We start from the raw sequence: 23505 nt of genomic DNA on the forward strand, positions 1-23505 counted from the left end.
GGCATGTTTTCACATGCCGTTTTTCTTATAATCTATTCACCTACTTGTACTGATAACATACTCAGTGAACCTGATACAATCCCTTCTGTTGGCGTAGATATGACTTCACTGCCATCCCAACTTCCCAGCACATACAATAAAGGTAAAAAATGTTCAGGCGATGGATTTGAACGTTGTCCATCTTCTCTTTCAAGGGCTTGTGTCAACGGGTGCGGCTGTTCACCACTCCGTAAATGCTCTATCACAAACTGTTCAAATGAACGAGCCCATGGGTAAGCTGCTGCTTCCGCATTTTGCCAGTTCATTTCTCGTAGGTTATGAACAACATTACCACTGCCCATAATCATCACGCCCTGCTGCCGTAAGATAGCTAATCTACGCCCCATTTCTAGGTGCCAAGCCGCAGGTTTTGTGCCATCAATACTTAACTGAACTACTGGGATATCTGCTTGAGGATACATACGAACCAGTATTTCCCATGTACCATGATCAAGCCCCCACTCACGGTTATCTAAATAAATATCTAATGGCGCTAATAACTCAGCCACTTGTTGAGCTAACTCAGGTGAGCCTGGTGCAGGGTATTGCACTTGATATAATGCATCGGGAAAACCACCAAAGTCATGGATAGTTTTAGGTTGGGACATTGCGGTAACAGCAGTTCCTCGTGTATACCAATGTGCTGATACCATTAAGATTGCTTGCGGCTTTGGTAGTGTTTGTCCGAGAGCTTCCCATGCCTTGGTATAGCGATTGTCAGACAGCGCATTCATTGGGCTACCATGGCCAATGAACAGAGCGGGCATTTTGTCGGTTAACATGATGTTTCATGCTCCATCTTACGAATTCTACCTTCAGCATACGCAATTTTGTGTTAGATCACAGTAGAGTAACTCTGAGCATGTCTATCAAATAAATTGAAAAAGCCACAAAGTGTGCAAATTTGTGGCTTCTTAAATACAGTGCTAAACGTTTAAGTTCAACTTAGCTGGCTTTTTTTTCGGTTTGTAGACGGTAGGCAACCAGATCTTCAATGGTTAACACTGTCATGCCATGCTGCCTTGCGAATTCAACCACTTCAGGCGTACGCGCCATGGTGCCATCATCGTTCGTCAGTTCACACAATACACCTGCGGGTTTAAAACCTGCAAGGGTAGCTAAATCAATACTTGCTTCTGTGTGACCACGACGTACTAATACTCCGCCTTCACGACCACGCAAAGGGAACACGTGTCCAGGGTGATGGATATCAGCGGGTACTGCGTTATCCGCGATCGCTGCACGGATAGTGGTAATACGATCTGCCGCAGATACCCCTGTAGTGACACCTTTAGCCGCTTCAATCGTCACCGTAAAAGCAGTTTGGTTTTGGCTAGTATTTTTTTCAACCATCATAGGTAATTCGAGTTGCTTACGACGTTCTTCAGTGATGCATAAGCAAACAATGCCGCTGCTATAGCGGATTGTCATTGCCATTTGCTCTGGCGTCATTGTCTCTGCTGCAAAAATAAGGTCGCCTTCGTTTTCGCGGTCTTCATCATCGAGTACGAGTACACCTTTACCTTGACGTAATGCTTCAAGGGCGCGTTCAACACGTTCGATTGGATTACCGAATTCGGAAAGTAGCGTCTGATTCATGGTAAAAACCTCTTAAGTAATAATTTATTAGTTACCAGAATCAGGGCAGTCTTAGGAGTACGAGAACTGAATAAACAAAAAACACGAATGCGCCTTTTGCAGACTCAGATATGCAACGCAGTACTGTGCTATAAAGCACAAAATGCTGATACAGTTAATTCTCTCCCATCCGGACTATAACCGTCGGCTCCAGAGTCACACTGGATCTGCTGACCTTTACTCATGACAAGTAAAGCGCTCGCGGGCTTCATGCATAGCATGTTACCGCCGGTGGGGACTTTCACCCCGCCCTGAGATAAACGTATTCAATATAGCGCTAATAATTTTAACGTGCAATCAGCAAAGCCAAAATTGATGCTCAACTCACACTTATAGTCAAAAAAGTTAATAAAAAACGCATAGTTAGATTTAAATTGGCAAATATCTATCAATCTTCTTAGTCAATTAAGCGATCCAGCGCGAGTCTTGTTGAGTTAGCCCCCTTCAAGTATTACACTAGCCCTCAATATCTCTTTAAAATCTTAAGGACCCGCGAATGCTCGATCCGAAAAAAATTGAACAAGTCGCTCGCCAAATTCAAGGCGCTTTACCAAAAGGCGTTCGTGATTTAGGTGAGGACTTCGATAAAAAATTACGCTCATTACTGCAATCACAACTTGGCAAACTGGATCTAGTCAGCCGAGAAGAGTTTGATATCCAAACTCAAGTGTTGCTACGCACTCGCGAAAAATTAGTACAGATGGAACAGCGTGTGAAGGCATTAGAAGAACGTTTTAATGACGACAATGGTGTCGAAGAGCAACAACAAAACCAGTGATATTTGTTTCATTACGGCCTGCAATTGCATCATTACAGGCCGTAAATAAAAATTTTAAAATTATTTATTCTTTGGTTTTGATAATATTTTTGATGATATTGGTCGTTGAGATGCCATCTTCAAAATTAAGCACTTTGACCTCACCGCCCGCAGCCCAAACTTCCTCACTGCCCGCGATCTCTTCTGGTCGGTAGTCGCCACCTTTCACTAAAACATCAGGGAGTACTTCGCTGATCAAGCGTTGAGGAGTATCTTCTTCAAAGGGGACCACCCAATCAACCGATTCTAATGCACCGAGTACGATCATGCGTTGCTCTAGCGGGTTAACTGGACGTGTTTCCCCCTTCAATCGACGAGTTGATGCGTCACTATTAACAGCAACAATTAATCTATCACCAAGCTTACGTGCATTGGCAAGGTAAGAAACATGGCCTGCATGCAGAATATCAAAGCAGCCATTAGTCATTACGACTCGCTCACCACGCAGCCTTGCATTCGCTACAGCTTGTTTGAGCTGCTGTTCATCCATCACGCCAAAGCCGTTATCAGCACGCCCACGGATCGCATTTTCTAATTCGATTGGCGAAACGGTAGAGGTACCCAATTTACCAACAACTACACCTGCCGCAGCGTTAGCAAGTGCGCATGCTTCATGTAGTGGGCGACCTGATGCAATCGATGCGGCTAAAACACCGATCACGGTATCCCCCGCCCCTGTTACATCATAAACCTCTTGGGCTTCTGTTGGTAAATGCAGTGTCGGTGCATTACGGCGGATCAGGCTCATACCTTGTTCTGAACGAGTGATCAGTAACGCGGTTAAATCAAGAGATTCTAATAATTTTATCCCTTTTTCTTCAACATCTTGGTTATTATGGCAACGACCAACAATCGCCTCAAACTCAGACATATTTGGCGTTAACAACGTCGCACCACGGTAACGCTCGAAATCGTTCCCTTTTGGATCGATCAGCACAGGCACGCCTGCTTTATTTGCCAATTCAATCATTTTTTGTACTTGCGAGAGTGCCCCTTTGGCGTAGTCAGAAAGCACTAATGCGCCAATATGTGGCAATGCTTGCTCAATGCGCTCTAACATCGGTTGCACATCAACGTTTTCGAAGCCTTCTTCAAAATCGAGGCGGATCAGTTGTTGGTTACGCGATAGGACTCGCAATTTAGTGATCGTGGGATGTGTTGGGATAGCCACAAAATCACACCGAACCTTAACCGCATTTAAGCTTTCTGTGAGCGCTTTAGCAGCATCATCAATCCCTGTTAAACCAACAAGACGTGAATTCGCGCCTAACGAAGCAATATTCATAGCAACGTTTGCTGCGCCACCTGGCCGCTCCTCAACCATGCTGACTTTGACCACCGGAACAGGGGCTTCAGGTGAAATACGACTTGCAGGACCATGCCAATAACGATCGAGCATGACATCGCCCACAACCAGTACGCCTGCTTGCTTATAATCAGGGAGTGTTACTTTCATCCCAAAACTCCAATTTTCCAAAAGAAACTGTCAATAATTAACGCGATACTATCATAAAGAAATAACACACGTTAATGATCCTCTTAGGCTACACCTAACCATTTTGTCCAACTTGTTAGCACTTGTTCGCGTTCAGCCGTGAACTGGCTGATATCAACGCGACTAGGCAATGACTGTAAGGCAAGGTGATGTAGCTCATCGCGCATAGAAACATAAGCCTGAGTTAACGCATTCGCTTCCTCTTCAGACATCAAATCATGTTGAGCCATTAACTCAAAAATACGGACATTATCTGACCAACGGGTTAATGAGGGATTATCAGGTGCATAGCGTAGCACGAGGTATTGAGCGATAAACTCAATATCGGTAATGCCACCGGGGTCAGCTTTTAAGTCGAACTGCGTTGCTTGATGACTGCCTAAGTGCTGATGCATTTTGAGACGCATATCGCGAACTTGCTGACGAAGCGTTTCTGCATCGTGTGGTGTACATAAGGTTTCATGACGTATACGTTTAAATTCGTGTTGTAATTTTGCATCGCCAAACACCATACGTGCGCGGATCAGAGCCTGATGTTCCCATGTCCAAGCGTCGTTTTTTTGATAATCATCGAACGCTTCAATGGTGCTGACTAGCATCCCTGACTCACCGGATGGCCTTAAGCGTGCATCCACTTCATACAGAACCCCAGAAGCCGTACGGGTGCTAAACAGGTGAATAATGCGCTGAGCAACGCGTAAATAAAATTGCCTTGCATCGATCGAACGTTCACCATTGGTCACCACACCAATCGGACAATCAAACAGAAATACTAAATCTAAATCGGAGCTGTAACCAAGTTCCCAACCGCCGAGTTTGCCATAACCCAATACCGCAAATCCGTATTGCTTTTCACCTGATTGAGCCAGATGTGCGGGCTCTCCATAACGCTTAACCATTTTTTGCCATGCTTGATGAACAACCGCATCAATAATGGCTTCAGCAAGGTAAGTTAGGTGATCGCTGACTTTCATAACAGGCAACACACCTGTGATATCTTCTGCCGCAATACGTAGCAACTGAGCTTGCTTAAACTGTCTTAATGCTTCGAGTTGTTGTTCTTCATCATCATCTGGCACACGCATTAAATATTGACGTAATTCATCTCGATAAGCGGTTAAAGGTAAAGGTTGATACAGCGATTTGGGATCTAATAACTCATCCAGCAACAGTGGATGGCGAGCCAGCTGCTCTGCAATCATTGGTGATGCCGCACACAAACGAATGACGTGAGTTAATACTTCATCAAATTCAAGCATCAATTCTAAATAAGTGGTGCGGCTGACAATACTTAATAATAGTGGCGTTAAGCGTTCAATCACTTGCCCTGCATCGGCTCGTTCGCCGACTTTTGCCAACAATTTTGGCATTAAGTCATCAAGAACATCACGCCCACGCGGCCCAATCGTACGCTTATTCAGATCATGGCGGAACATTAACACGCCATGGATCATTTTCTGAGCGATCTCTTCATCCTGAGAGGGAAGATAGGATGCGAGTTCTTCTTTTGCTAATTCACCTTGCCATAAGGTGATGTAGATTTCATCAAAGCTATCTTTCGTTTCTTCATCATCATCTTGACCGATTTGCTCGGTAAAAATTTGATGGACCTCAGACATGTTTTGTTTTAAAACTTGATAAAACGGCTGCCAATGTGTGAACCCCATGCCCCAAGCTAATCGGGCTTGGTCTAATGGCTCATCAGGAAGGGTCTGCGTTTGTTGATCATCAATACTTTGCAGTAGATTTTCAACACGACGTAAAAACAGGTAAGTGCTCTGTAGTTGTTCAACTTGCGATTCAGGTAATAACCCCAGCTCAATGATCCCTTGCATAGCCTGTAGTAAGGACTGTGATTGCAATGCAGGCTCTCTTCCCCCGCGGATCAACTGGAAAACTTGCGTAATAAATTCAATTTCACGAATACCACCAGCCCCAAGTTTAATGTTATTCACCAAACCACGGCGCCTAACTTCGCGTTCAATCATGTTTTTCATATTACGTAATGATTGAATTACGCTGAAGTCGATATAGCGACGATATACAAAAGGACGCAATAACTGCCGTAATGTTTCTGCATAGTGTAAGCTATCGGGTCCCATAATACGTGCTTTAACCATCGCATAACGTTCCCAATCTCTACCTTGCTCTTGGTAATAATCCTCTAACGCAGAAAAACTAAATACCAAAGGACCACTATCCCCAAAGGGACGCAACCGCATGTCAACACGGTAGACAAAACCATCGACGGTGAGTTGATCCAGTACTCGGATCAATTTTTGCCCCAAACGCGTAAAAAACTGTGCATTATCAAGCTCTTTTCGCCCACCCCGAGTCAACCCATTTTCTGGATAGGCAAAAATGAGGTCGATATCAGAAGAAAAATTCAGCTCTCTACCGCCAAGCTTACCCATACCGAGCACAAGCAGAGGTTGAGGACGACCTTCGCTATCGCATGGTGTTCCCCATGATTGACTATATTGGCGATATAACCAATCTCTTGCCGCAACAATGAGTGCCTCCGCAAGAGCACTTAATTGCAAAAGAGTCTCTTTTTCATTACTGATAGTTAAGGTTTGCATCCAAGCAATTCTGACTAACATCTGATGGCGAAAAATACGCAACACACGCATCAAATGGTCTTCATCCATAATCTGAGCCAGTTCTGTTACTAGCCATTGATTATAATGCTGATATTCAGTCGGTTGAGGCTGCTGTTCACGGATCCGCTGCAAAAAATGGGGGTAAGCTAAAACCTGTTTAAGCACAAAATCACTTGAGCTGAGCACAGCGAGTTCTGTATCAAACAAAGGTAGTAATTCACTTTGCTGATCAGAAAATCGCGCGATAACACGTTGTTTTTGGTTTTCAAGCAGTTCCGAGAAAGGATGCATATCGACACCTTAATGAATATCAGTATATTTCAAAGCAATTAGCCACTGTGTAAAAGCTAGCTTACATTTCAACCAACAACTGCTATAACAAAAAGTTTCCGCGGTGCGTGTTTCATCTGCGAGATCATGACGAAGCTGCTCTAATGGAATATCTTGAATAAATTGTGGTGCAGAGTTTTGATAATGCACTAAAAATGCCTGCACAAAACGCAAAAAGACATCAAACCCTTCGCGTGCACCTTCACCATCCGCTAACCAATACGCTTCATGCTGCTGGCTCAATTTCTGCATATGCACCAAGGCTTGATCGATAGGTTGTTGCTCATAATCAAAAATATCATCAGGCTGCTGTACTGACGTTTTATCCGACTGCATCAATGAATAACCACGGGCCGCCTTACTCAATGATGAAAGGCGTAATCCATCAATATCGGCAAGTTTTTTGGCTAAATTCAATACATCCGCCACAAAACCTTTTTTCAGCTCCAACTCAAATTCTTGAATCGGTAAATCACGCGATCCCGCGGAAATTTCGCCCTGATCGAAAACTATCTCGATTTCGCTGTCTTCAAAAGTGGCTAACCATGTTTCGCGCATAAAATTAGTGCTAAACAGAATTTGCAATTGCGACTGTAATTGCTGTACATCCGTACCTTCAGGCCAAATATCAACTGGAAATGCTGCCAAATCGAGCTCTGGCGTTGCAATTTCCACATTATATTCAGGGCGTTGATGCAACCCACCAATCACTTGCCCCGCTGTTTTTATCGTCATTTCATAATGGCCATCACAGCCACGAATACGTAACCCCATATCCCACTGACGTAATTGACGCTCTTCGGTATCAAAATAGATGTTAGTCAGTTTTTTAGCTTCGGTATGCTGATGGGAAAGAGTCGATAATGATTGGCGCACTGCCTCTATCGCAGTCGTTTGAGCAGATAATTTAAGCTCGACTTCAAGGTGGCTCATACATTTCCTTTATTTAATAATTTCTCTGCACTCATATTACCCCAATTTTCCCCTATCAGGGTAGACTGAGAAAACAAACTATACTGAAAGCAAAAATTCTATTCGCTCGATTAATTTCAGACGTTTATACTGTTAATAACGCGAAATGTGATAGCAGTGAGTGAAGCCGTTCAACTGTACTGCCACTTGAAATATAACGAGTACGAGTATATGTCAAGAAATGCAAGGAACAGCCCCTCTTAGGAGAGTTCCCATTTTCGTTTTACATTTGCACACGCACACTGAACTCTTTAGAGTAAGTCTACATATGTATGCTGCATTCATTCACCATATAAAGAATAGAAAATAATACCATGCGAAAAATACCATTATTCCTCATTTCCATCATAGGACTCAGCCTGTCAATTGGCACTGCTGCCGCCGAGAAACGTTATGTTTCTGATGAATTATCAACTTATGTGCATAGTGGTCCAGGAACAAAATATCGCATTGTTGGCACACTCAATGCAGGAGAAAGTGTAGAGCTACTCTCAACGGATGGTAATTTTGCTCAAGTAAAAGATGAGCGAGGTCGTACCGTTTGGCTACCTACCGAACAACTCAGCAACATCCCGAGTATGAAAACGCGGATCCCTCAACTAGAAGCCGAAAACCAAAAGCTGCGTCAGCAACTGGAAAATATCGATAATACGTGGAACACGCGTACAGCAGATATGCAGCAACGTGTCGCAGATAATGACAACGTAGTTAAACAGTTAAAAGCTGAAAATGAAAAGCTGAAAAACGAATTAATTAAATCAGGTAAAAAACTGGAAATCGCGGAAGTTAACTTAGACGATCGCCGTCGTGAGCTCATTCTACAATGGTTTATGTATGGTGGTGGAGTCGCTGGTGCAGGTTTGATCTTTGGTTTGATCCTGCCGCATATCATTCCTCGTCGCAAAAAACGTAATGACCGTTGGATGAGCTAAGTATTAATGATGAAAATATATCTGGTAGGTGGAGCGGTACGTGACGAACTGCTTGGCCTGCCTGTTTCTGATCGCGATTATGTCGTTGTCGGCTCTACGCCTGAAGCGATGCTGGCACAAGGCTACCAGCAAGTAGGGAAAGATTTCCCTGTATTTCTACACCCAAAAACCCATGAAGAATATGCATTAGCCAGAACCGAACGTAAAACTGGCTCGGGTTATACAGGGTTTAGCTGCTACGCTGCGCCTGACGTTACCATAGAAGATGATCTATTACGTCGTGATCTGACCATTAATGCGATTGCGAAAGATCAACAAGGGCAACTCACCGATCCCTATCATGGTGTGGATGATTTAAACGCACGCATTTTACGCCATGTTTCTGATGCATTTGCCGAAGATCCGTTGCGGATTTTACGAGTAGCTCGCTTTGCTGCGCGTTTTGCTGCACAAGGGTTCCAAATTGCGCCTGAGACGCTATCGCTGATGCAATCAATGACAGCATCAGGCGAGTTAAATCACCTTACCGCGGAGCGTGTGTGGGCCGAAACGGAAAAAGCCTTACAATCCACCAGCCCACACGTTTATTTCGAGGTTTTACGCCAATGTGGTGCACTTGCACTGCTATTTCCTGAAATAAACAATTTATTTGGTGTACCCGCCCCAGAAAAATGGCACCCTGAAATAGATACAGGGGTTCATACAATGATGGCACTACAAATGGCGGCGCAATTATCAACAGATGTTGATATTCGTTTTGCCGTACTGTGCCATGATGTTGGTAAAGCACTAACACCCAAGGAAGTTTGGCCGAGTCATCCAAATCATGGTGAAATGGGCATCGGTTTAATTGAAAATCTGTGTGATCGATTCAGAATCCCCAATAGCACACGCGAACTGGCACGCCTAGCCGCACGTTTTCATGACCAGATCCATGTCATCAACCGCTTAAGTGCGACAGAAATCATTCAGCTATTTGATGGACTTGATAGTTGGCGTAAACCTGAGCGCATTGAACAACTTAGCGTCATCAGCGAGGCTGATGCACGTGGACGAACGGGACTTGAACAGCAACCGTATCCACAAGGTGAATTTTTACGTGAAGCATTCAAAGAGGCTCAAGCCGTTAGTGTCAAACCAATCATAGAGCAAGGTTTTCAAGGACCACAAATCCGTGAACAACTCACATACCAACGTATTGAAAAGATTGAACAGTGGCGTCAGCTGCAAACGCTATTATCGATACTTTAACTCATGCGAAGTACCGCTAACGAATGGTTAGAAGTATTAGCTCACCGCAAGACTAGCGACCATAGTTCAACGCAATACGCCACAACGTGGAACATAACGAGTGAATATAAATGGCGGTGTTATCGTGATACCGCCATTGTTCTTATTCTGTTTTACAACCTCTTTCGATAACCACTCCAACGCTTATCGCCTGTGCTACTGCCCCCGGCTTTGACAATTTGATCCGTACCCACGGGCAATTAAAATCATTTAATATAATTTGAGCCACTTCCTCAGCGACACGTTCTACTAAAGCAAACTTATTGTTGCTAACATGGCTAACGATGGCTTGGCTAATTTGCGCGTAATCGAGACAATCGATGACATTATCGCTCTTTGATGCTCGTTTGTTATCCCAACCCATTTCGATATCGAACACCAATTTCTGCTCAATTTGTTGTTCCCAGTCATATGCACCTATGGTGGTGATGACTGATAATTGTTCAATAAATACGATATCCATCACGTCATTTTCTCGTTTGTGTGCTGAATTGATACCACTTTTTGGAAAATATGCGTATTATCCAAGAAGTGAAATAAATACCCTAACTGTTTTGGAGTTAGCTATGAGTGCAACCGCGCTTGGCATGATAATCTTTGCCTACCTTTGTGGCTCAGTTTCAAGTGCCATACTGATCTGCCGGCTGGCAAGATTACCCGACCCCCGTCAACACGGCTCAGGCAACCCCGGAGCAACAAATGTATTGCGCGTTGGCGGTAAATTAGCCGCAGCCTCAGTACTGATTTGCGATGTCCTAAAAGGGATGATCCCTGTTTGGCTAGCCTATTACTTAAAAGTCCCGCCATTCTATCTTGGCTTTGTTGCGATTGCAGCCTGTCTTGGCCATATTTACCCAATTTTCTTTCGCTTTAAAGGCGGAAAAGGCGTTGCTACCGCATTCGGTTCAATTGCAGCCATTGGTTGGGATCTTTCGGGGCTAATTGCAGGAACATGGCTACTCACTGTCCTACTTAGTGGTTATTCATCGTTAGGCGCAATTGTGGGTGCTCTCTTAGCGCCGTTCTATGTTTGGTGGTTTAAGCCTGAATTCACCTTCCCTGTCGCGATGCTCTCCTGTCTGATACTGGTTCGCCACCATGGTAATATTCAACGTCTATGGCGCGGCCAAGAAAGCCGTATTTGGCAAAAACTGAAAAATAAGAAGAAGAAAACCGCGAAAGAAATTGCACAAGAAGCAAAAGATCAGGAACAAAACGATTAAAATTCACAGGCTGTGATTGAAGCTCCTAACGTTCTCAAGTCACTTCAAAAGCAGCCTTTTTACTTCCCTTACATAATTGTTCTCTTTTTTAATTAAATTTTGCGCTATTACTACGCGTTATTACGTAAAAATTAGATAATCATCAAATAATTCAAAATAATAGCTAATGAAAATTTAAAATAAGTCGAAGTATACCATTGAGAAACTCAACGATAATAATGGTGTACACATGAACCAAGTTCCGTTTACCACACAAAACGAATATCAATTAAACAATGATACAACTTTAATGACCACCAGTGATTTAGATGGCAACATCACTCACGCTAACGACGCCTTTATCCAAGTCAGTGGTTATTCACTCGAAGAATTGCTTTATCAGCCACATAAAATTATTCGTCACCCTGATATGCCAAAAGCCGCCTTTGCTGATATGTGGAGTACCCTCAAAAACGGCCAGCCATGGACGGGGATCGTCAAAAATCGGCGTAAAAATGGCGATCACTACTGGGTTAGAGCCAACATTTGCCCGATGATGCGACAAGGCGTCATTACAGGCTATATGTCAATTCGTACTAAAGCCACCCGCCAAGAAATTGCTGCCGCAGAGCCTCTTTACCAATCACTGAATGAAAATCGCAGTCATTATAAGTTACACAAGGGCTTAGTCATACCAAAACATTGGTTTGGCCAATACCCCACGCTCTCTATTCGTTGGCGAATTCGCTTATTGGTGATCCTGCTATTTATGGGTTGGATAGGGATGGCAATTTTATCCGGCCTGCAAGGAATGACACTTCTGCGCTCAGCGCTAACGGCCTTTATCACCCTATCTTTCGGTGACTTCTTATTCGAACGGATCATTGCTAAACCGCTTGAAGGCGTCGCTAAACAAGCACTGGATGTTGCCAGAGGGCAGTGCCATAGCATTTCACATCTTAACCGTGTCGATGAAGTTGGCTTGATGTTACGTTCTATCGGACAGCTAGGATTAGTTTGTCGTTGGCTCACTAACGATGTGTCTTGCCAAATCGGTAATGTCCACAAAGAAAGCGAGTTGCTAGTGCAAGATTGTGATGAATTAGAGCAACATACTCAAAAAACGGTTGGTTATGTCCAACAAACCGTTGCCACCATGAACCAAATGTCTGTTTCGGTGCAAATGAACGCCGAAAACACCCTTCGTGCAGATAAACTGTCCAGTGAAACCAGCGGTACAGCCCTACATGCCGCTGAAGCAATGGAAAATGTGGTACACACCATGGATGAAATCGTTCTTAGCACCAACAAAATTAATGCAATTACTGATGTAATCAAAAATATTGCTTTTCAAACCAATATATTAGCACTTAATGCTGCCGTTGAAGCCGCCCGAGCAGGCGAACAAGGAAAAGGGTTCGCGGTCGTCGCTGATGAGGTACGTAGTCTCGCCAGCCGCAGTGCTAGCGCCGTTAATGATATTAGAGATCTAATTGATGATTGTGAGAGCAAAGTTCATTCAGGTAAGCTACACGTACATTCTACAGGAGATACCTTACAAAAGGTGGTGGAACAGGTACAGAATGTGACTCAATTGATTAATCACATTAGCCATGCGACATCTGAACAAGCTGCGGGGTTAGCTGAAATCACCCAAGCCGTTTTCGAACTCGAGTCCATCGCACAAAAGAATACAATATTAGTAGAGCAAAGTGCTAACGCATCTGAAATCGTAAAAAAGCACTCTGTGCAACTTGATGATGCAATTACTATCTTGCACTAAGCAATAGAAAATATCAGTGGTTTCGTGGCATGTCACAAAACCACTGATTTAACAAAAAACGAATTATACAGTTTCCACTAATGGCGGTAATTCAGCTAGCGGCCAACGAGGGCGTACCGTAACGCCTAACCCTGTTGTTGAGCCACCTTTTAAACGGATCAACCCCGCCAAAGCGATCATTGCACCATTATCGGTACAAAACTCAGGGCGTGCATAGAACACTTCACCACCACGCTGTTTTAAAACGTCTTCCATTTTAGCTCGCAGAGTACGATTAGCGCTCACCCCGCCAGCCATTACCAAACGTTTAAAACCAGTTTGCTCTAAGGCTCGTTTGCATTTGATAGCCAAAGTATCGACAACCGCATCTTCAAATGCACGTGCAATATCAGCACGAGTTTGATCATCATCGGCATTTTCACGGATCGTATTCGCAGCAAAGGTTTTTAAACCTGAAAAGCTGAAATCCAGCCCCGGACGATCCGTCATTGGGCGAGGAAAAACAAAACGCCCTGCGGTACCCTGTTGCGCCATGCGAGATAAGACAGGCCCCCCTGGGTAGTCTAGCCCTAATAATTTAGCAGTTTTATCGAAAGCTTCACCCGCTGCATCATCAATAGACTCACCAAGCAATTGATATTCACCGATCCCTGTGACGCTGATCAGCTGGGTATGGCCGCCTGAGACTAATAAAGCAACAAACGGAAATTCAGGACTTTTCTCCTCAAGCATCGGTGCTAATAAATGCCCTTCCATGTGATGGACAGCAACCGCTGGCACTCCCCATGCAAAAGCTAATGAGCGCCCAACAGTCGCACCAACCATTAATGCGCCAACCAGCCCCGGTCCGGCGGTATACGCAACCGCATCGATATCTGCACTGGTTAAATTCGCTTCTTTGAGCGCCGCTTGAATCAAGGGCACTGTTTTACGAATATGGTCGCGAGAAGCTAATTCAGGTACGACACCGCCGTAATCTGCATGAACTTTTATTTGGCTATAGAGTTGATTGGCTAATAGACCGGCCTTATCATCATAAATTGCGATCCCGGTTTCATCGCAAGATGTTTCGATACCTAAAACGCGCATTGCACTACCCTTGTTTGTTGCATAAGCCAAAGTCTACCATTAAATTCAGCTGATCGTATAATTTATGATGCCAAAAGGCTGACTTTTCCTGTTGTATAGTCTATAATCAGCACCCTGTAATAAATTTCGTGTGGCTAATTTCATTATTACTTAAATTTGGTTGTGTTTTGGAGCAAGCGGGAACAAACGATTGTTCAAACAAAACAACCAATTGGTAATCTTGTGTGTTTCAATTTTATACGGCACTTTACAAACCCGTACTCATTGAAGTAAAATTCCGCACCATTTTAAATGACGGCTGGTTGAATAAAGCCAGCAACAACCCGATTTCTATTGAGGTGAGAGGCACATGCCGGTAATTAAAGTACGTGAAAACGAGCCATTCGACGTTGCACTGCGTCGTTTCAAACGTTCCTGTGAAAAAGCAGGAGTCTTAGCTGAAGTTCGTCGTCGTGAATTCTATGAAAAACCAACGACTGAGCGTAAACGCGCTAAAGCATCTGCTGTTAAGCGTCACGCTAAGAAACTGGCTCGCGAAAACGCACGCCGTACTCGTCTGTACTAATTGGTCGCGGTGCCTACCGCAATCATAGCAGGCAGTACTAGTAAGCAGTTAAAGGCCGTGCTTTCCTGAGGGAAGCGCGGCTTATTATCGTTCATCAACAGGCGAAAAAGAGGCTTATGGCTGGACGAATCCCGCGTTCATTTATCAATGATTTGTTAGCGAGAACCGACATCATCGATTTAGTTGATGCAAAAGTCCCGTTAAAAAAACAGGGTAAAAACCATCACGCGTGCTGTCCGTTCCATAACGAAAAAACACCTTCTTTCACGGTGAATAGTGAAAGGCAGTTTTATTACTGCTTTGGCTGTGGTGCTCATGGCAATGCGATTGATTTTTTGATGAATTACGACAAATTAGATTTTGTCGAAGCCATCGAAGAACTGTCCGCCTTACATGGTCTCGATGTTCCTTATGAAACAGGGACTGGTACCAGTCAAATCGAACTTCATCAACGGCAAAATTTGTACCAATTGATGGAGAAAATAAACCTGTTTTACCACGCTGCCTTAAGTCATCCATCGGCGAATAAAGCCAAAGATTATTTAAGCCAACGTGGTTTAAGCACAGAAATTATTGAGCATTTTTCAATCGGTTTTGCCCCTGCGGGGTGGGATAATCTGCTCAAAAAATTTGCTGTAAACCCAGAGAGTCGCAAACAGCTTGATGATGCAGGTATGTTGGTGACTAATGATAACGGCCGTACTTATGACCGCTTTAGAGAGCGAGTCATGTTCCCTATTCGGGATCGCCGTGGTCGTGTTATCGCATTTGGTGGCCGTGTTCTTGGTGATGCGTTACCGAAATACTTAAACTCACCAGAAACGGATATTTTTCATAAAGGCCGCCAATTATTTGGTCTTTATGAAGCAACCCAAAATAGCAGTGAAATTGCTAAATTGTTGGTTGTTGAAGGTTATATGGATGTTGTTGCATTGGCTCAATATGGCATTCGCTATGCGGTGGCATCACTGGGTACCTCAACAACTTCTGAACACATTCAGTTGCTCTATCGTTCAACTGATACCGTTATTTGTTGTTATGATGGCGACCGCGCAGGCAGAGAAGCTGCGTGGCGGGCACTTGAACATGCCCTACCTTATTTAACTGATGGTCGCCAATTGCGTTTTATGTTTTTACCTGATGGCGAAGATCCTGATTCTTTAGTCCGCAAAGAAGGCAAAGATGCATTTGAGTTGAGAATGAATGATGCACAAACATTATCTTCATTTCTGTTTGACTCGCTCGTGCCTCAGGTTGATCTAAAAACGCAGGAGGGACGCGCAAAATTTAGTAAGCTGGCGATCCCTTTGATAAAACAAATACCTGGTGAAACATTGCGCCTTTATATGGCTCAAGAACTAGGAAATTTTATCGGTATACCGGATATTTCTCAGGTTCTTGCTATGATTGATAGAGAGAGTACTGAACCGGTAAGTTACCAAGCGCCAAAATTAAAGCCAACCACAATGCGTATTTTAATCGCTTTGTTGGTACAAAATCCGAACTTCTCTGAGTTCGTTCCCTCATTAGAGGGAATTGCCCATATCCAAATGCCGGGGCTTTCTCTTTTTCAGGAGCTGGTAGATGTTTGCCGTTCCAACCCTGGATTAACAACTGGGCAGTTACTTGAGCTGTATCGTGACAATAAATTTGCTAATCAACTTGAAAAACTGGCAACTTGGAACGATATAGAGATAGAGGAGATCGCGGAAAAAACATTTAAAGATGCGTTAAACCATCTGTTTAATAGCGCGCTTGATGAGCGTTTCGACTATTTGATAGCGAAAGAACGAACGGAAGGGCTGACCCCTGAAGAGCGCGCAGAAGTCCGCTTGATCACGCTTTCCCGTGTGAAAATATAAAGAATACCAAACGGCTTAAGTGCCGATTTACCAAAGGCAAATGCCTGTAAACTGCTACGAAATTAAAGGAGCGTAGCATAACAAAATAAAAAAACTCCTTTGAATGTTCTTGTTGGCCGATTGTTTCGCCGACCGACACCAATCTAAATACTCAGAAGTGTGGATACCGTCTTATGGAGCAAAACCCGCAGTCGCAGCTTAAGCTACTCGTAACCAAGGGTAAAGAGCAAGGTTACTTAACCTATGCTGAGGTCAACGACCATCTGCCGGAAGATATCGTCGATTCAGATCAGATTGAAGATATCATCCAAATGATTAATGACATGGGCATCCAGGTCATGGAAGAAGCACCTGACGCCGATGATTTGATACTCGCTGAAACTACTTCCGATACGGACGAAGACGCAGCAGAAGCCGCTGCACAAGTTCTATCCAGTGTTGAAAGTGAAATTGGTCGTACTACTGACCCTGTGCGCATGTATATGCGTGAAATGGGCACCGTCGAACTCTTAACCCGTGAAGGTGAGATCGACATTGCAAAACGTATCGAAGATGGCATCAACCAAGTCCAGTGTTCTGTTGCAGAATACCCTGAAGCCATTACCTACTTACTTGAACAGTATGATCGCGTAGAAGCTGGCGAAAGCCGCCTATCTGACCTAATTACTGGTTTCGTCGATCCTAACGCTGAAGAAGATTTAGCACCAACTGCAACTCACGTTGGTTCAGAGCTTCCTCAAGAAGAGTTAGATAAAGACGATGATGAAGATGAAGACGATGAAGACGGCGATGACAGCGATAGCGATGACGATAACAGCATCGATCCTGAATTAGCCCGTGAAAAATTCAGCGAACTGCGTGTGCAGTACGAAAAAACTCGTCAACACATTAAACAGTTTGGCCGCAGCAATGCCCAAACAGCTGTTGCTATTGAAGAACTTTCAGAAGTCTTCAAACAGTTCCGTTTAGTGCCTAAGCAGTTTGACTATCTGGTCAATAACATGCGTGAAATGATGGACAGAGTTCGTTTCCAAGAACGTACCATCATGAAACTGTGTGTTGAACAGTGCAAAATGCCGAAGAAAAACTTTATCACCCTGTTTAGTGGTAATGAAACTAGCGAGACTTGGTTAACCGCAGCTAAAGCGATGAACAAGCCATGGTCTGAAAAACTGTTAGATGTTGAAGAAGAAATTCTGCGTTGCCTACAAAGGCTCCGTCAAATCGAAGAAGAAACTGGCTTAACCATTGAGCAAGTCAAAGATATCAACCGTCGTATGTCTATCGGTGAAGCAAAAGCTCGCCGTGCGAAGAAAGAGATGGTTGAAGCAAACTTACGTCTGGTTATTTCGATTGCGAAGAAATACACCAACCGTGGCTTGCAGTTCCTTGACCTGATCCAAGAAGGTAACATTGGTTTGATGAAAGCGGTAGATAAGTTTGAATATCGCCGTGGTTACAAATTCTCAACTTATGCAACTTGGTGGATCCGTCAGGCAATTACGCGTTCGATTGCGGATCAGGCTCGTACTATCCGTATACCGGTTCACATGATTGAAACTATCAACAAACTGAACCGTATCTCTCGTCAAATGCTGCAAGAAATGGGCCGTGAACCTTCACCTGAAGAGTTAGCGGAACGCATGCTAATGCCGGAAGATAAGATCCGTAAGGTACTGAAAATCGCTAAAGAGCCAATCTCAATGGAAACCCCAATCGGTGATGATGAAGATTCACATCTGGGCGACTTCATTGAAGATACCACTTTAGAGCTACCATTAGACTCAGCCACTTCAGAGAGCCTGCGTTCAGCAACTCATGAAGTCTTAGCTGGTCTAACCGCGCGTGAAGCAAAAGTACTGCGTATGCGTTTTGGTATCGATATGAACACTGACCACACCTTAGAGGAAGTGGGTAAACAGTTCGATGTTACGCGTGAGCGTATTCGTCAGATCGAAGCTAAAGCATTACGTAAATTGCGTCACCCAAGCCGCTCAGAAGTGTTACGCAGCTTCCTTGATGAGTAAGTCATAGTGCCTGTCGACAAACAAAATACGTTTGTCAGTAGTCTAAAACACCTGCTTCGGCAGGTGTTTGTGTATTTAAGCTCGACTCACCTTCCCACGTTTTACCATCAGTAATAACGTTAAACCAATCGCTACTGCCCCTCCCAACATCGCGACATTAAAACCAGATGTAAATGCACAGCGTACTGCGTGTTCTATATAAGGCTGTGTTATCAGCGAAGCATCGTTAATTAATTGACTAAAATCTTGATTTGGTAATATTGAAACAAGCGATTGATCGTCAATTAATTGGCTCACAGCACGATGTGTCATTAAAGTACCTAGCAACGCAATTCCTAACGTCATCCCTGTTTGCCTGAGCGCATTCATTACTGCGGAAGCAATCCCTGAGTACGCTTTATCAACACTCCCCATAATCAGAGCGCCTATTGCAGGGGTGGCCATCCCCATTCCTGTACCAAGCACAAATAAAGTCACTGCAATCGGTAAATAAGCAGTATCTGTCGATACATAACCAAGAACAATCGAAGCAGCTGCAATCAACACAAAACCAAACATCATTAAGTGACGAACACTGATAAAACCTGAAAGACGGCCAAAAGAAAATGAAAATAGAGCCATAGCCACAAACTCAGGCGCCATGCGTAATCCAGCTTCAAAGGCGCCCCACCCTTGTCCCTTTTGTAAAAATAAAGCAATAAAGAACACATTGCTATAGGTCGCAAAACCTAACGCAAAAGAAGCCATGTTGTATTGAAAGAAAAACCGATTAGTTTTAAATAAAAAAATAGGAAATAATGGGCGCTCTACCTTTGTTTCTATAATAATAAAACTAATAAGAGCCAATAAACCAAGCCCCATCCCACCAAGAGTGATAAAGCTTGTCCAGCCAAATTCGCCCGCCTCAATTAAGCCAAAGGTGATGCTACCTAGCATAATGATACTCAAAATCTGTCCTAAAGGGTCAAACGCCGCTTTATCAGGATCTGCACTCTCAGAAATACCCAAGCCACCTAATACTAATGTCACAATCCCTAAAGGAATATTGATCAGAAAAATAGTTGGCCAATCCAATATATCAACCAAAAAGCCACCTAATATCGGACCGATAATCAACGACAATGCACTTACCGCAGACCATATACCAATAATTTTTATTCGCTCAATATCATTACTGAATGCTTGTGTGATGATCGACAATGCTCCGGGTATTAATGCCGCGGCAGCGATCCCTTGAATAATCCGTCCTAAAATCAGTACTTGGGGGGTATTTGCCAATGCACAAATCGCTGAACCAACAACAAAGACAGCGATCCCACATAACCAAATTTTCTTACGCCCATAGCGATCACTAATAGGTCCGACAGAGAGGATCAGAGCGGATAAGCACAATGCATAGGAGTCAATAATCCACTGTAGCATCCCCATATCCGCATTGAGATCTTTTTGGATCGCAGGTAATGCGACATTAACAATACTGATATCCAACGTTGCCATAAAAGTGCCTAGGCAGACCGCGGTAATCAAAAAAATACGTTTCATTTTTATTGCCTTCATGTTCCATGATGTAGGCATCATAAATTACGACCGACCGACGGTCAACATTAAATGAGAGTGAATATCATTCGCTAATAAAATAATAATCGTGCTTGAGTAACGATAGTATGAATAAATAAAGGGAACCTGATAGGTTCCCTTACTGTGTGATTTGATACTAAAAATAACTATGCGTTGATAAGGGAACGCACATATGCTGCGATTTCTTCATTTTGGCAATGGGCAAAAAAGCACTCTTGGAACTGACTGCCCATAACTGCTGTTTTCACTAAACTTTGATCCATAGCACGCAGCGTATCTAAATAGTTTTCTTTGACAATGGCCGCTTTCACTTCATTTAAAATCGCGGCATTACAGCGTTGTGGCTCTGCGCGCTCAAGAGGATAGCCTTGGCCACGTTCACCCGTGAATGCTTTCTCAAAAATATAGCGAACATTAAGCTCTGCCCCCCAGCCATAGCCTTTCGCAAATGCCATTGAAATCGCATTACCGTTATTGATTTGATTAAACAAAAAAGCATCTGAAGGCTCTAAACAGTAACCACAAACCACGCCTGGATGTAAATTAAGCGACATTAAAGCGCCCTGCCCTGTTCCACAACCTGCAACAACAAAATCCACCGCTTTCGAGTTAAGTAATAAACTTGCCATGATCCCAAGATGGATATAAGTCAAATGGTGGTCATGTTCATCTTTCATGCCCACGTTGAATGCTTGGTGGCCTAATGAGGAGCTAACGGTATTCAGCTCGTTAAAAATAACCGCGTTTTTTGCCGCTTGGCTATTTTCCATCATTAATGCAATTTTCATTGTGACTCCTATCGTCATTTATTGTGCCAGTTTATTTACTGGCAAATGCTACATACTGATTCAATTTTTAGTTAAATTAAAAATCTAAAAATAATCGACCGCTCAATAGTTTTACTAAATATCCTTCACCTCACTTCCCTCTAAATAATTCGAGTTATATCTAGGCGGCAAATGAGGATATCCGAATGCAGCCAACAACGAGATAACTCGAAGTATGACGAGGGAATTAGCGAGCCAACCACCCACCATCCACCGCTATCGTATAACCGTGAATGTAATTGGCGGCTTCTGAAGCTAAAAATACACATGGCCCCGCTAAATCATCCGATGTTCCCCAACGCCCTGCTGGAATACGATCAACAATTTCTTGATTACGTTTTTCATCTGCACGCAAAGCCGCTGTATTATTCGTTGCGAAATAACCGGGAGCGATGGCATTAACGTTAATATTATATTTAGCCCATTCGTTGGCTAATAAACGAGTGATCCCTAATACACCGCTTTTCGATGCCGTATAAGATGGCACACGAATACCACCTTGAAATGACAACATAGAGGCAATATTAATAATTTTGCCGCCTGAGTTTTGAGCAATAAATTGTTTGGCGACGGCTTGTGATAAAAAGAATACTGACTTTAAATTCACATTCATCACATCATCCCAATCCTCTTCAGTGAAATTAATTGCATCTTCACGGCGAATAATGCCTGCATTATTTACAAGAATATCAATATGCTTAAATTCACTAACAGCACGTTCAATAATATGTGGAATACATTCGGTCTTTGTCAGATCGGCTTCTACATTGACAAATTTTCGACCGACCGCTTCTACTTGTTGCTGTGTTTCAACGGGTAATGAACGGTTTACCCCTAAAATATTGCATCCCGCCTTCGCGAGTCCTAGGGCAATTGCCTGCCCTAAACCTGTATTACAGCCAGTGACGATGGCGGTTTTGCCGGTTAAACTGAATAAATCCATATTCATTATTTCCCCCAATTTAATTTGCTATTAAGCGCTTATTCTTAAAAAATATTGACGCTATAGCCGACGATAAATTTCACGTCATTACGTGAAGTTTTATAATTTGTCTCTGTTGTTCTTAATAACGCAGGTAACAAGGTGACTGACAAACCTTTTGCGGCACCGCTTTCGACGTTATAACGCATTAATAAATCAAGTGAGCGCATCTTGCCGTCATAATCGCGTTGTGAATTTATTTTGCTGGTATCAGAAACCACATGCCAACCATAGGTTCCTGCTAAGCCCATCGTAAATTCAGGCAGGTTATAATCTGCAAAATTATGGGTAACGCCGAGTCTTACCGCATGGGTACCTGATGCATTATAGTCTTCCAATTGTGAAAGCGTGGCTTGGTAGTCACGCTTATCGGAGTTCGCCCACGGTGTTAATCTAAAATTATAATCAGCCGTTTGTGGTGCATAGTTTTGGCTATAACCTAAAGACCAAGTGGTATTTTTATGTTTTAAATTCAGCCCTGCACTGACGTAATACTCGGTCTTTGGTGATTGAACAGGGGCGATACCATCAATATACCGAGCACCTTGATAAAAAACTTTAGTCTGCAATGAAGTGTCTGTAGATAAATTATCTGAACGTTCCAACTGTAATTGCCAGTTGCGACGATAGTCTTTACCTTCACCATAGCCCGCATCTATCTTCGCATGACCAAAGTCATACACCGCACCGACAGTGTGAATATAGTCAATCACATGACCTTTTTTAATAATGTTGCCATTATCATTAAGGCCAGCGGCATTATTTTGATGCCATGTTGTGGTCATCGGTTTAAAGTCACGACTCCAATCGTTTTTAAATCTATCAGCCCATGCATAAGTTAGTGTGAAATTATCAATCGATAATGCACTGTCAAAACCGCGATAAGAGTGAGGGTTTAGCCCCCAACTACTTTTTATCGTTCCTGAATTTATCGGGGTAAACCCCGCTGACATTTTGAATTTGGCAATATCATTACCATATTTCAATTTTACCGCTGCCGTTGACACACTCGCGCTTGACTCTTCACAAGGTGAAAATTGTCCATCACCATTACAACTATAGTTATAATAAAGAATTTCCGATTGCCCAACAGTATTACCTAGTTTAATATTGGCTCCGCCCCAAAAATCAAAACCAATCACATCTTTGTAATAACCTGATTTATAATTAAGAGCTAATAAGGCTGTTTGGTTTTTAATTCCCCCAGCCCCTAAGCCATAATTTCCTGTATTTTTACTTTTAACCGCTCGATATCTGACATAAAGATTTGAATTAACATCAAGTGAAGCATCAGTATAAATAGCACGATAAAAATCAGAATCATTTGATTCATTAATAGCAATTAATTTCCCATCGGCGTTGGCTGACTGTATAACACCTATTAATGCTAAGAATAAAATCGATTTTTTAAATGCTGTGTTTTTTAGTGTAGGTTTTAACATGGATTTCACCATCGAATTAAACTTATTAGAAT

Annotated in this window: 19 protein-coding genes and 1 riboswitch; of the genes, 8 read left to right on the forward strand and 11 right to left on the reverse strand. The window is 43.1% G+C overall.

The features are described 5' to 3' along the window. Positions 1 to 32: 32 nt before the first annotated feature. On the reverse strand, positions 33 to 821 hold the full coding sequence (gene ygiD / locus JI723_RS16125; protein ID WP_337979555.1) for a 4,5-DOPA-extradiol-dioxygenase: 789 nt from the start codon (positions 819 to 821) through the stop codon (positions 33 to 35). Between the two features lie 163 nt (positions 822 to 984). Then, on the reverse strand, positions 985 to 1638 hold the full coding sequence (ribB, locus tag JI723_RS16130; protein ID WP_140180399.1) for a 3,4-dihydroxy-2-butanone-4-phosphate synthase: 654 nt from the start codon (positions 1636 to 1638) through the stop codon (positions 985 to 987). A 153-nt stretch (positions 1639 to 1791) separates the two neighbouring features. Beyond that, positions 1792 to 1940: riboswitch (FMN riboswitch) on the reverse strand. 233 nt (positions 1941 to 2173) lie between these two features. Here ribB and ubiK point away from each other — a divergent pair. Further along, on the forward strand, positions 2174 to 2455 hold the full coding sequence (ubiK, locus tag JI723_RS16135) for a ubiquinone biosynthesis accessory factor UbiK (protein WP_140180397.1): 282 nt from the start codon (positions 2174 to 2176) through the stop codon (positions 2453 to 2455). A gap of 64 nt (positions 2456 to 2519) precedes the next feature. Here the strand turns inward: ubiK and hldE are convergent, their stop codons facing one another. The 3 genes from hldE to JI723_RS16150 form a co-directional block, all read right to left on the reverse strand. Continuing rightward, entirely contained in the window at positions 2520 to 3950 is a 1431-nt protein-coding gene (hldE, locus tag JI723_RS16140; protein WP_272580682.1) for a bifunctional D-glycero-beta-D-manno-heptose-7-phosphate kinase/D-glycero-beta-D-manno-heptose 1-phosphate adenylyltransferase HldE, read from the reverse strand. A gap of 83 nt (positions 3951 to 4033) precedes the next feature. Then, positions 4034 to 6883 carry a bifunctional [glutamate--ammonia ligase]-adenylyl-L-tyrosine phosphorylase/[glutamate--ammonia-ligase] adenylyltransferase gene (glnE, locus tag JI723_RS16145; protein ID WP_337979556.1) on the reverse strand — a complete coding sequence of 950 codons (2850 nt, stop codon included), beginning with the start codon at positions 6881 to 6883 and terminating at the stop codon, positions 4034 to 4036. 9 nt (positions 6884 to 6892) lie between these two features. Further along, a complete protein-coding gene (locus JI723_RS16150; RefSeq protein WP_272580684.1) occupies positions 6893 to 7855 on the reverse strand; it encodes a CYTH domain-containing protein in 963 nt (320 codons plus the stop codon). Positions 7856 to 8208: 353 nt separating this feature from the next. On the opposite strand from JI723_RS16150, the gene JI723_RS16155 reads away from it, so the two are divergent. Next, entirely contained in the window at positions 8209 to 8826 is a 618-nt protein-coding gene (locus JI723_RS16155) for a TIGR04211 family SH3 domain-containing protein (RefSeq protein WP_070928864.1), read from the forward strand. Between the two features lie 9 nt (positions 8827 to 8835). After that, complete coding sequence (locus JI723_RS16160; protein ID WP_070929014.1) at positions 8836 to 10077, forward strand: multifunctional CCA addition/repair protein; 1242 nt, start codon at positions 8836 to 8838, stop codon at positions 10075 to 10077. A gap of 142 nt (positions 10078 to 10219) precedes the next feature. On the opposite strand, the gene folB is transcribed toward JI723_RS16160, so the two are convergent. Continuing rightward, positions 10220 to 10579: a bifunctional dihydroneopterin aldolase/7,8-dihydroneopterin epimerase gene (folB, locus tag JI723_RS16165; protein WP_070928865.1), complete on the reverse strand. Its 360-nt coding sequence runs from the start codon at positions 10577 to 10579 to the stop codon at positions 10220 to 10222. Between the two features lie 103 nt (positions 10580 to 10682). Between folB and plsY the strand changes: the two genes are divergently transcribed. Further along, the gene (gene plsY, locus JI723_RS16170) at positions 10683 to 11339 is read left to right on the forward strand and encodes a glycerol-3-phosphate 1-O-acyltransferase PlsY (protein WP_070928866.1); all 657 of its coding nucleotides are present in this window, start codon (positions 10683 to 10685) and stop codon (positions 11337 to 11339) included. 229 nt (positions 11340 to 11568) lie between these two features. After that, the gene (locus JI723_RS16175) at positions 11569 to 13101 is read left to right on the forward strand and encodes a methyl-accepting chemotaxis protein (protein WP_272580685.1); all 1533 of its coding nucleotides are present in this window, start codon (positions 11569 to 11571) and stop codon (positions 13099 to 13101) included. A 63-nt stretch (positions 13102 to 13164) separates the two neighbouring features. Here JI723_RS16175 and tsaD read toward each other — a convergent pair whose 3' ends face one another. Next, positions 13165 to 14190 carry a tRNA (adenosine(37)-N6)-threonylcarbamoyltransferase complex transferase subunit TsaD gene (tsaD, locus tag JI723_RS16180; protein WP_070928868.1) on the reverse strand — a complete coding sequence of 342 codons (1026 nt, stop codon included), beginning with the start codon at positions 14188 to 14190 and terminating at the stop codon, positions 13165 to 13167. Between the two features lie 349 nt (positions 14191 to 14539). On the opposite strand from tsaD, the gene rpsU reads away from it, so the two are divergent. From rpsU to rpoD, 3 genes are all read left to right on the forward strand, one after another. Beyond that, a complete protein-coding gene (rpsU, locus tag JI723_RS16185) occupies positions 14540 to 14755 on the forward strand; it encodes a 30S ribosomal protein S21 (RefSeq protein WP_001144069.1) in 216 nt (71 codons plus the stop codon). Between the two features lie 116 nt (positions 14756 to 14871). Next, entirely contained in the window at positions 14872 to 16617 is a 1746-nt protein-coding gene (dnaG, locus tag JI723_RS16190) for a DNA primase (RefSeq protein ID WP_272580686.1), read from the forward strand. Positions 16618 to 16790: 173 nt separating this feature from the next. Then, entirely contained in the window at positions 16791 to 18644 is a 1854-nt protein-coding gene (rpoD, locus tag JI723_RS16195) for an RNA polymerase sigma factor RpoD (RefSeq protein ID WP_070928870.1), read from the forward strand. 75 nt (positions 18645 to 18719) lie between these two features. Here rpoD and JI723_RS16200 read toward each other — a convergent pair whose 3' ends face one another. The 4 genes from JI723_RS16200 to JI723_RS16215 all read right to left on the reverse strand — a co-directional run bounded on the left by JI723_RS16200 (position 18720) and on the right by JI723_RS16215 (position 23473). Beyond that, entirely contained in the window at positions 18720 to 20186 is a 1467-nt protein-coding gene (locus JI723_RS16200; protein ID WP_319067400.1) for an MFS transporter, read from the reverse strand. Between the two features lie 182 nt (positions 20187 to 20368). After that, entirely contained in the window at positions 20369 to 21010 is a 642-nt protein-coding gene (locus JI723_RS16205) for an RpiB/LacA/LacB family sugar-phosphate isomerase (protein WP_070928872.1), read from the reverse strand. A gap of 226 nt (positions 21011 to 21236) precedes the next feature. Next, complete coding sequence (gene kduD / locus JI723_RS16210; protein ID WP_337979557.1) at positions 21237 to 21998, reverse strand: 2-dehydro-3-deoxy-D-gluconate 5-dehydrogenase KduD; 762 nt, start codon at positions 21996 to 21998, stop codon at positions 21237 to 21239. Between the two features lie 38 nt (positions 21999 to 22036). Further along, on the reverse strand, positions 22037 to 23473 hold the full coding sequence (locus JI723_RS16215) for an OprD family outer membrane porin (protein ID WP_319067402.1): 1437 nt from the start codon (positions 23471 to 23473) through the stop codon (positions 22037 to 22039). Positions 23474 to 23505 lie beyond the last annotated feature (32 nt).

The sequence above is a fragment of the Providencia manganoxydans genome (assembly GCF_016618195.1).
GTDB classification, from domain to species: domain Bacteria; phylum Pseudomonadota; class Gammaproteobacteria; order Enterobacterales; family Enterobacteriaceae; genus Providencia; species Providencia manganoxydans.

What these genes read in the sequence shown, in the direction of transcription:
- JI723_RS16215 (WP_319067402.1), bottom strand. Translation starts at nt 23,473, where the DNA reads ATGTTAAAACCTACACTAAAAAACACAGCATTTAAAAAATCGATTTTA.
- ribB (WP_140180399.1), bottom strand. Translation starts at nt 1,638, where the DNA reads ATGAATCAGACGCTACTTTCCGAATTCGGTAATCCAATCGAACGTGTT.
- folB (WP_070928865.1), bottom strand. Translation starts at nt 10,579, where the DNA reads ATGGATATCGTATTTATTGAACAATTATCAGTCATCACCACCATAGGT.
- JI723_RS16150 (WP_272580684.1), bottom strand. Translation starts at nt 7,855, where the DNA reads ATGAGCCACCTTGAAGTCGAGCTTAAATTATCTGCTCAAACGACTGCG.
- JI723_RS16160 (WP_070929014.1), top strand. Translation starts at nt 8,836, where the DNA reads ATGAAAATATATCTGGTAGGTGGAGCGGTACGTGACGAACTGCTTGGC.
- ubiK (WP_140180397.1), top strand. Translation starts at nt 2,174, where the DNA reads ATGCTCGATCCGAAAAAAATTGAACAAGTCGCTCGCCAAATTCAAGGC.
- plsY (WP_070928866.1), top strand. Translation starts at nt 10,683, where the DNA reads ATGAGTGCAACCGCGCTTGGCATGATAATCTTTGCCTACCTTTGTGGC.
- rpoD (WP_070928870.1), top strand. Translation starts at nt 16,791, where the DNA reads ATGGAGCAAAACCCGCAGTCGCAGCTTAAGCTACTCGTAACCAAGGGT.
- JI723_RS16205 (WP_070928872.1), bottom strand. Translation starts at nt 21,010, where the DNA reads ATGAAAATTGCATTAATGATGGAAAATAGCCAAGCGGCAAAAAACGCG.
- JI723_RS16175 (WP_272580685.1), top strand. Translation starts at nt 11,569, where the DNA reads ATGAACCAAGTTCCGTTTACCACACAAAACGAATATCAATTAAACAAT.
- ygiD (WP_337979555.1), bottom strand. Translation starts at nt 821, where the DNA reads ATGTTAACCGACAAAATGCCCGCTCTGTTCATTGGCCATGGTAGCCCA.
- dnaG (WP_272580686.1), top strand. Translation starts at nt 14,872, where the DNA reads ATGGCTGGACGAATCCCGCGTTCATTTATCAATGATTTGTTAGCGAGA.
- tsaD (WP_070928868.1), bottom strand. Translation starts at nt 14,190, where the DNA reads ATGCGCGTTTTAGGTATCGAAACATCTTGCGATGAAACCGGGATCGCA.
- rpsU (WP_001144069.1), top strand. Translation starts at nt 14,540, where the DNA reads ATGCCGGTAATTAAAGTACGTGAAAACGAGCCATTCGACGTTGCACTG.
- JI723_RS16200 (WP_319067400.1), bottom strand. Translation starts at nt 20,186, where the DNA reads ATGAAACGTATTTTTTTGATTACCGCGGTCTGCCTAGGCACTTTTATG.
- glnE (WP_337979556.1), bottom strand. Translation starts at nt 6,883, where the DNA reads ATGCATCCTTTCTCGGAACTGCTTGAAAACCAAAAACAACGTGTTATC.
- JI723_RS16155 (WP_070928864.1), top strand. Translation starts at nt 8,209, where the DNA reads ATGCGAAAAATACCATTATTCCTCATTTCCATCATAGGACTCAGCCTG.
- hldE (WP_272580682.1), bottom strand. Translation starts at nt 3,950, where the DNA reads ATGAAAGTAACACTCCCTGATTATAAGCAAGCAGGCGTACTGGTTGTG.
- kduD (WP_337979557.1), bottom strand. Translation starts at nt 21,998, where the DNA reads ATGAATATGGATTTATTCAGTTTAACCGGCAAAACCGCCATCGTCACT.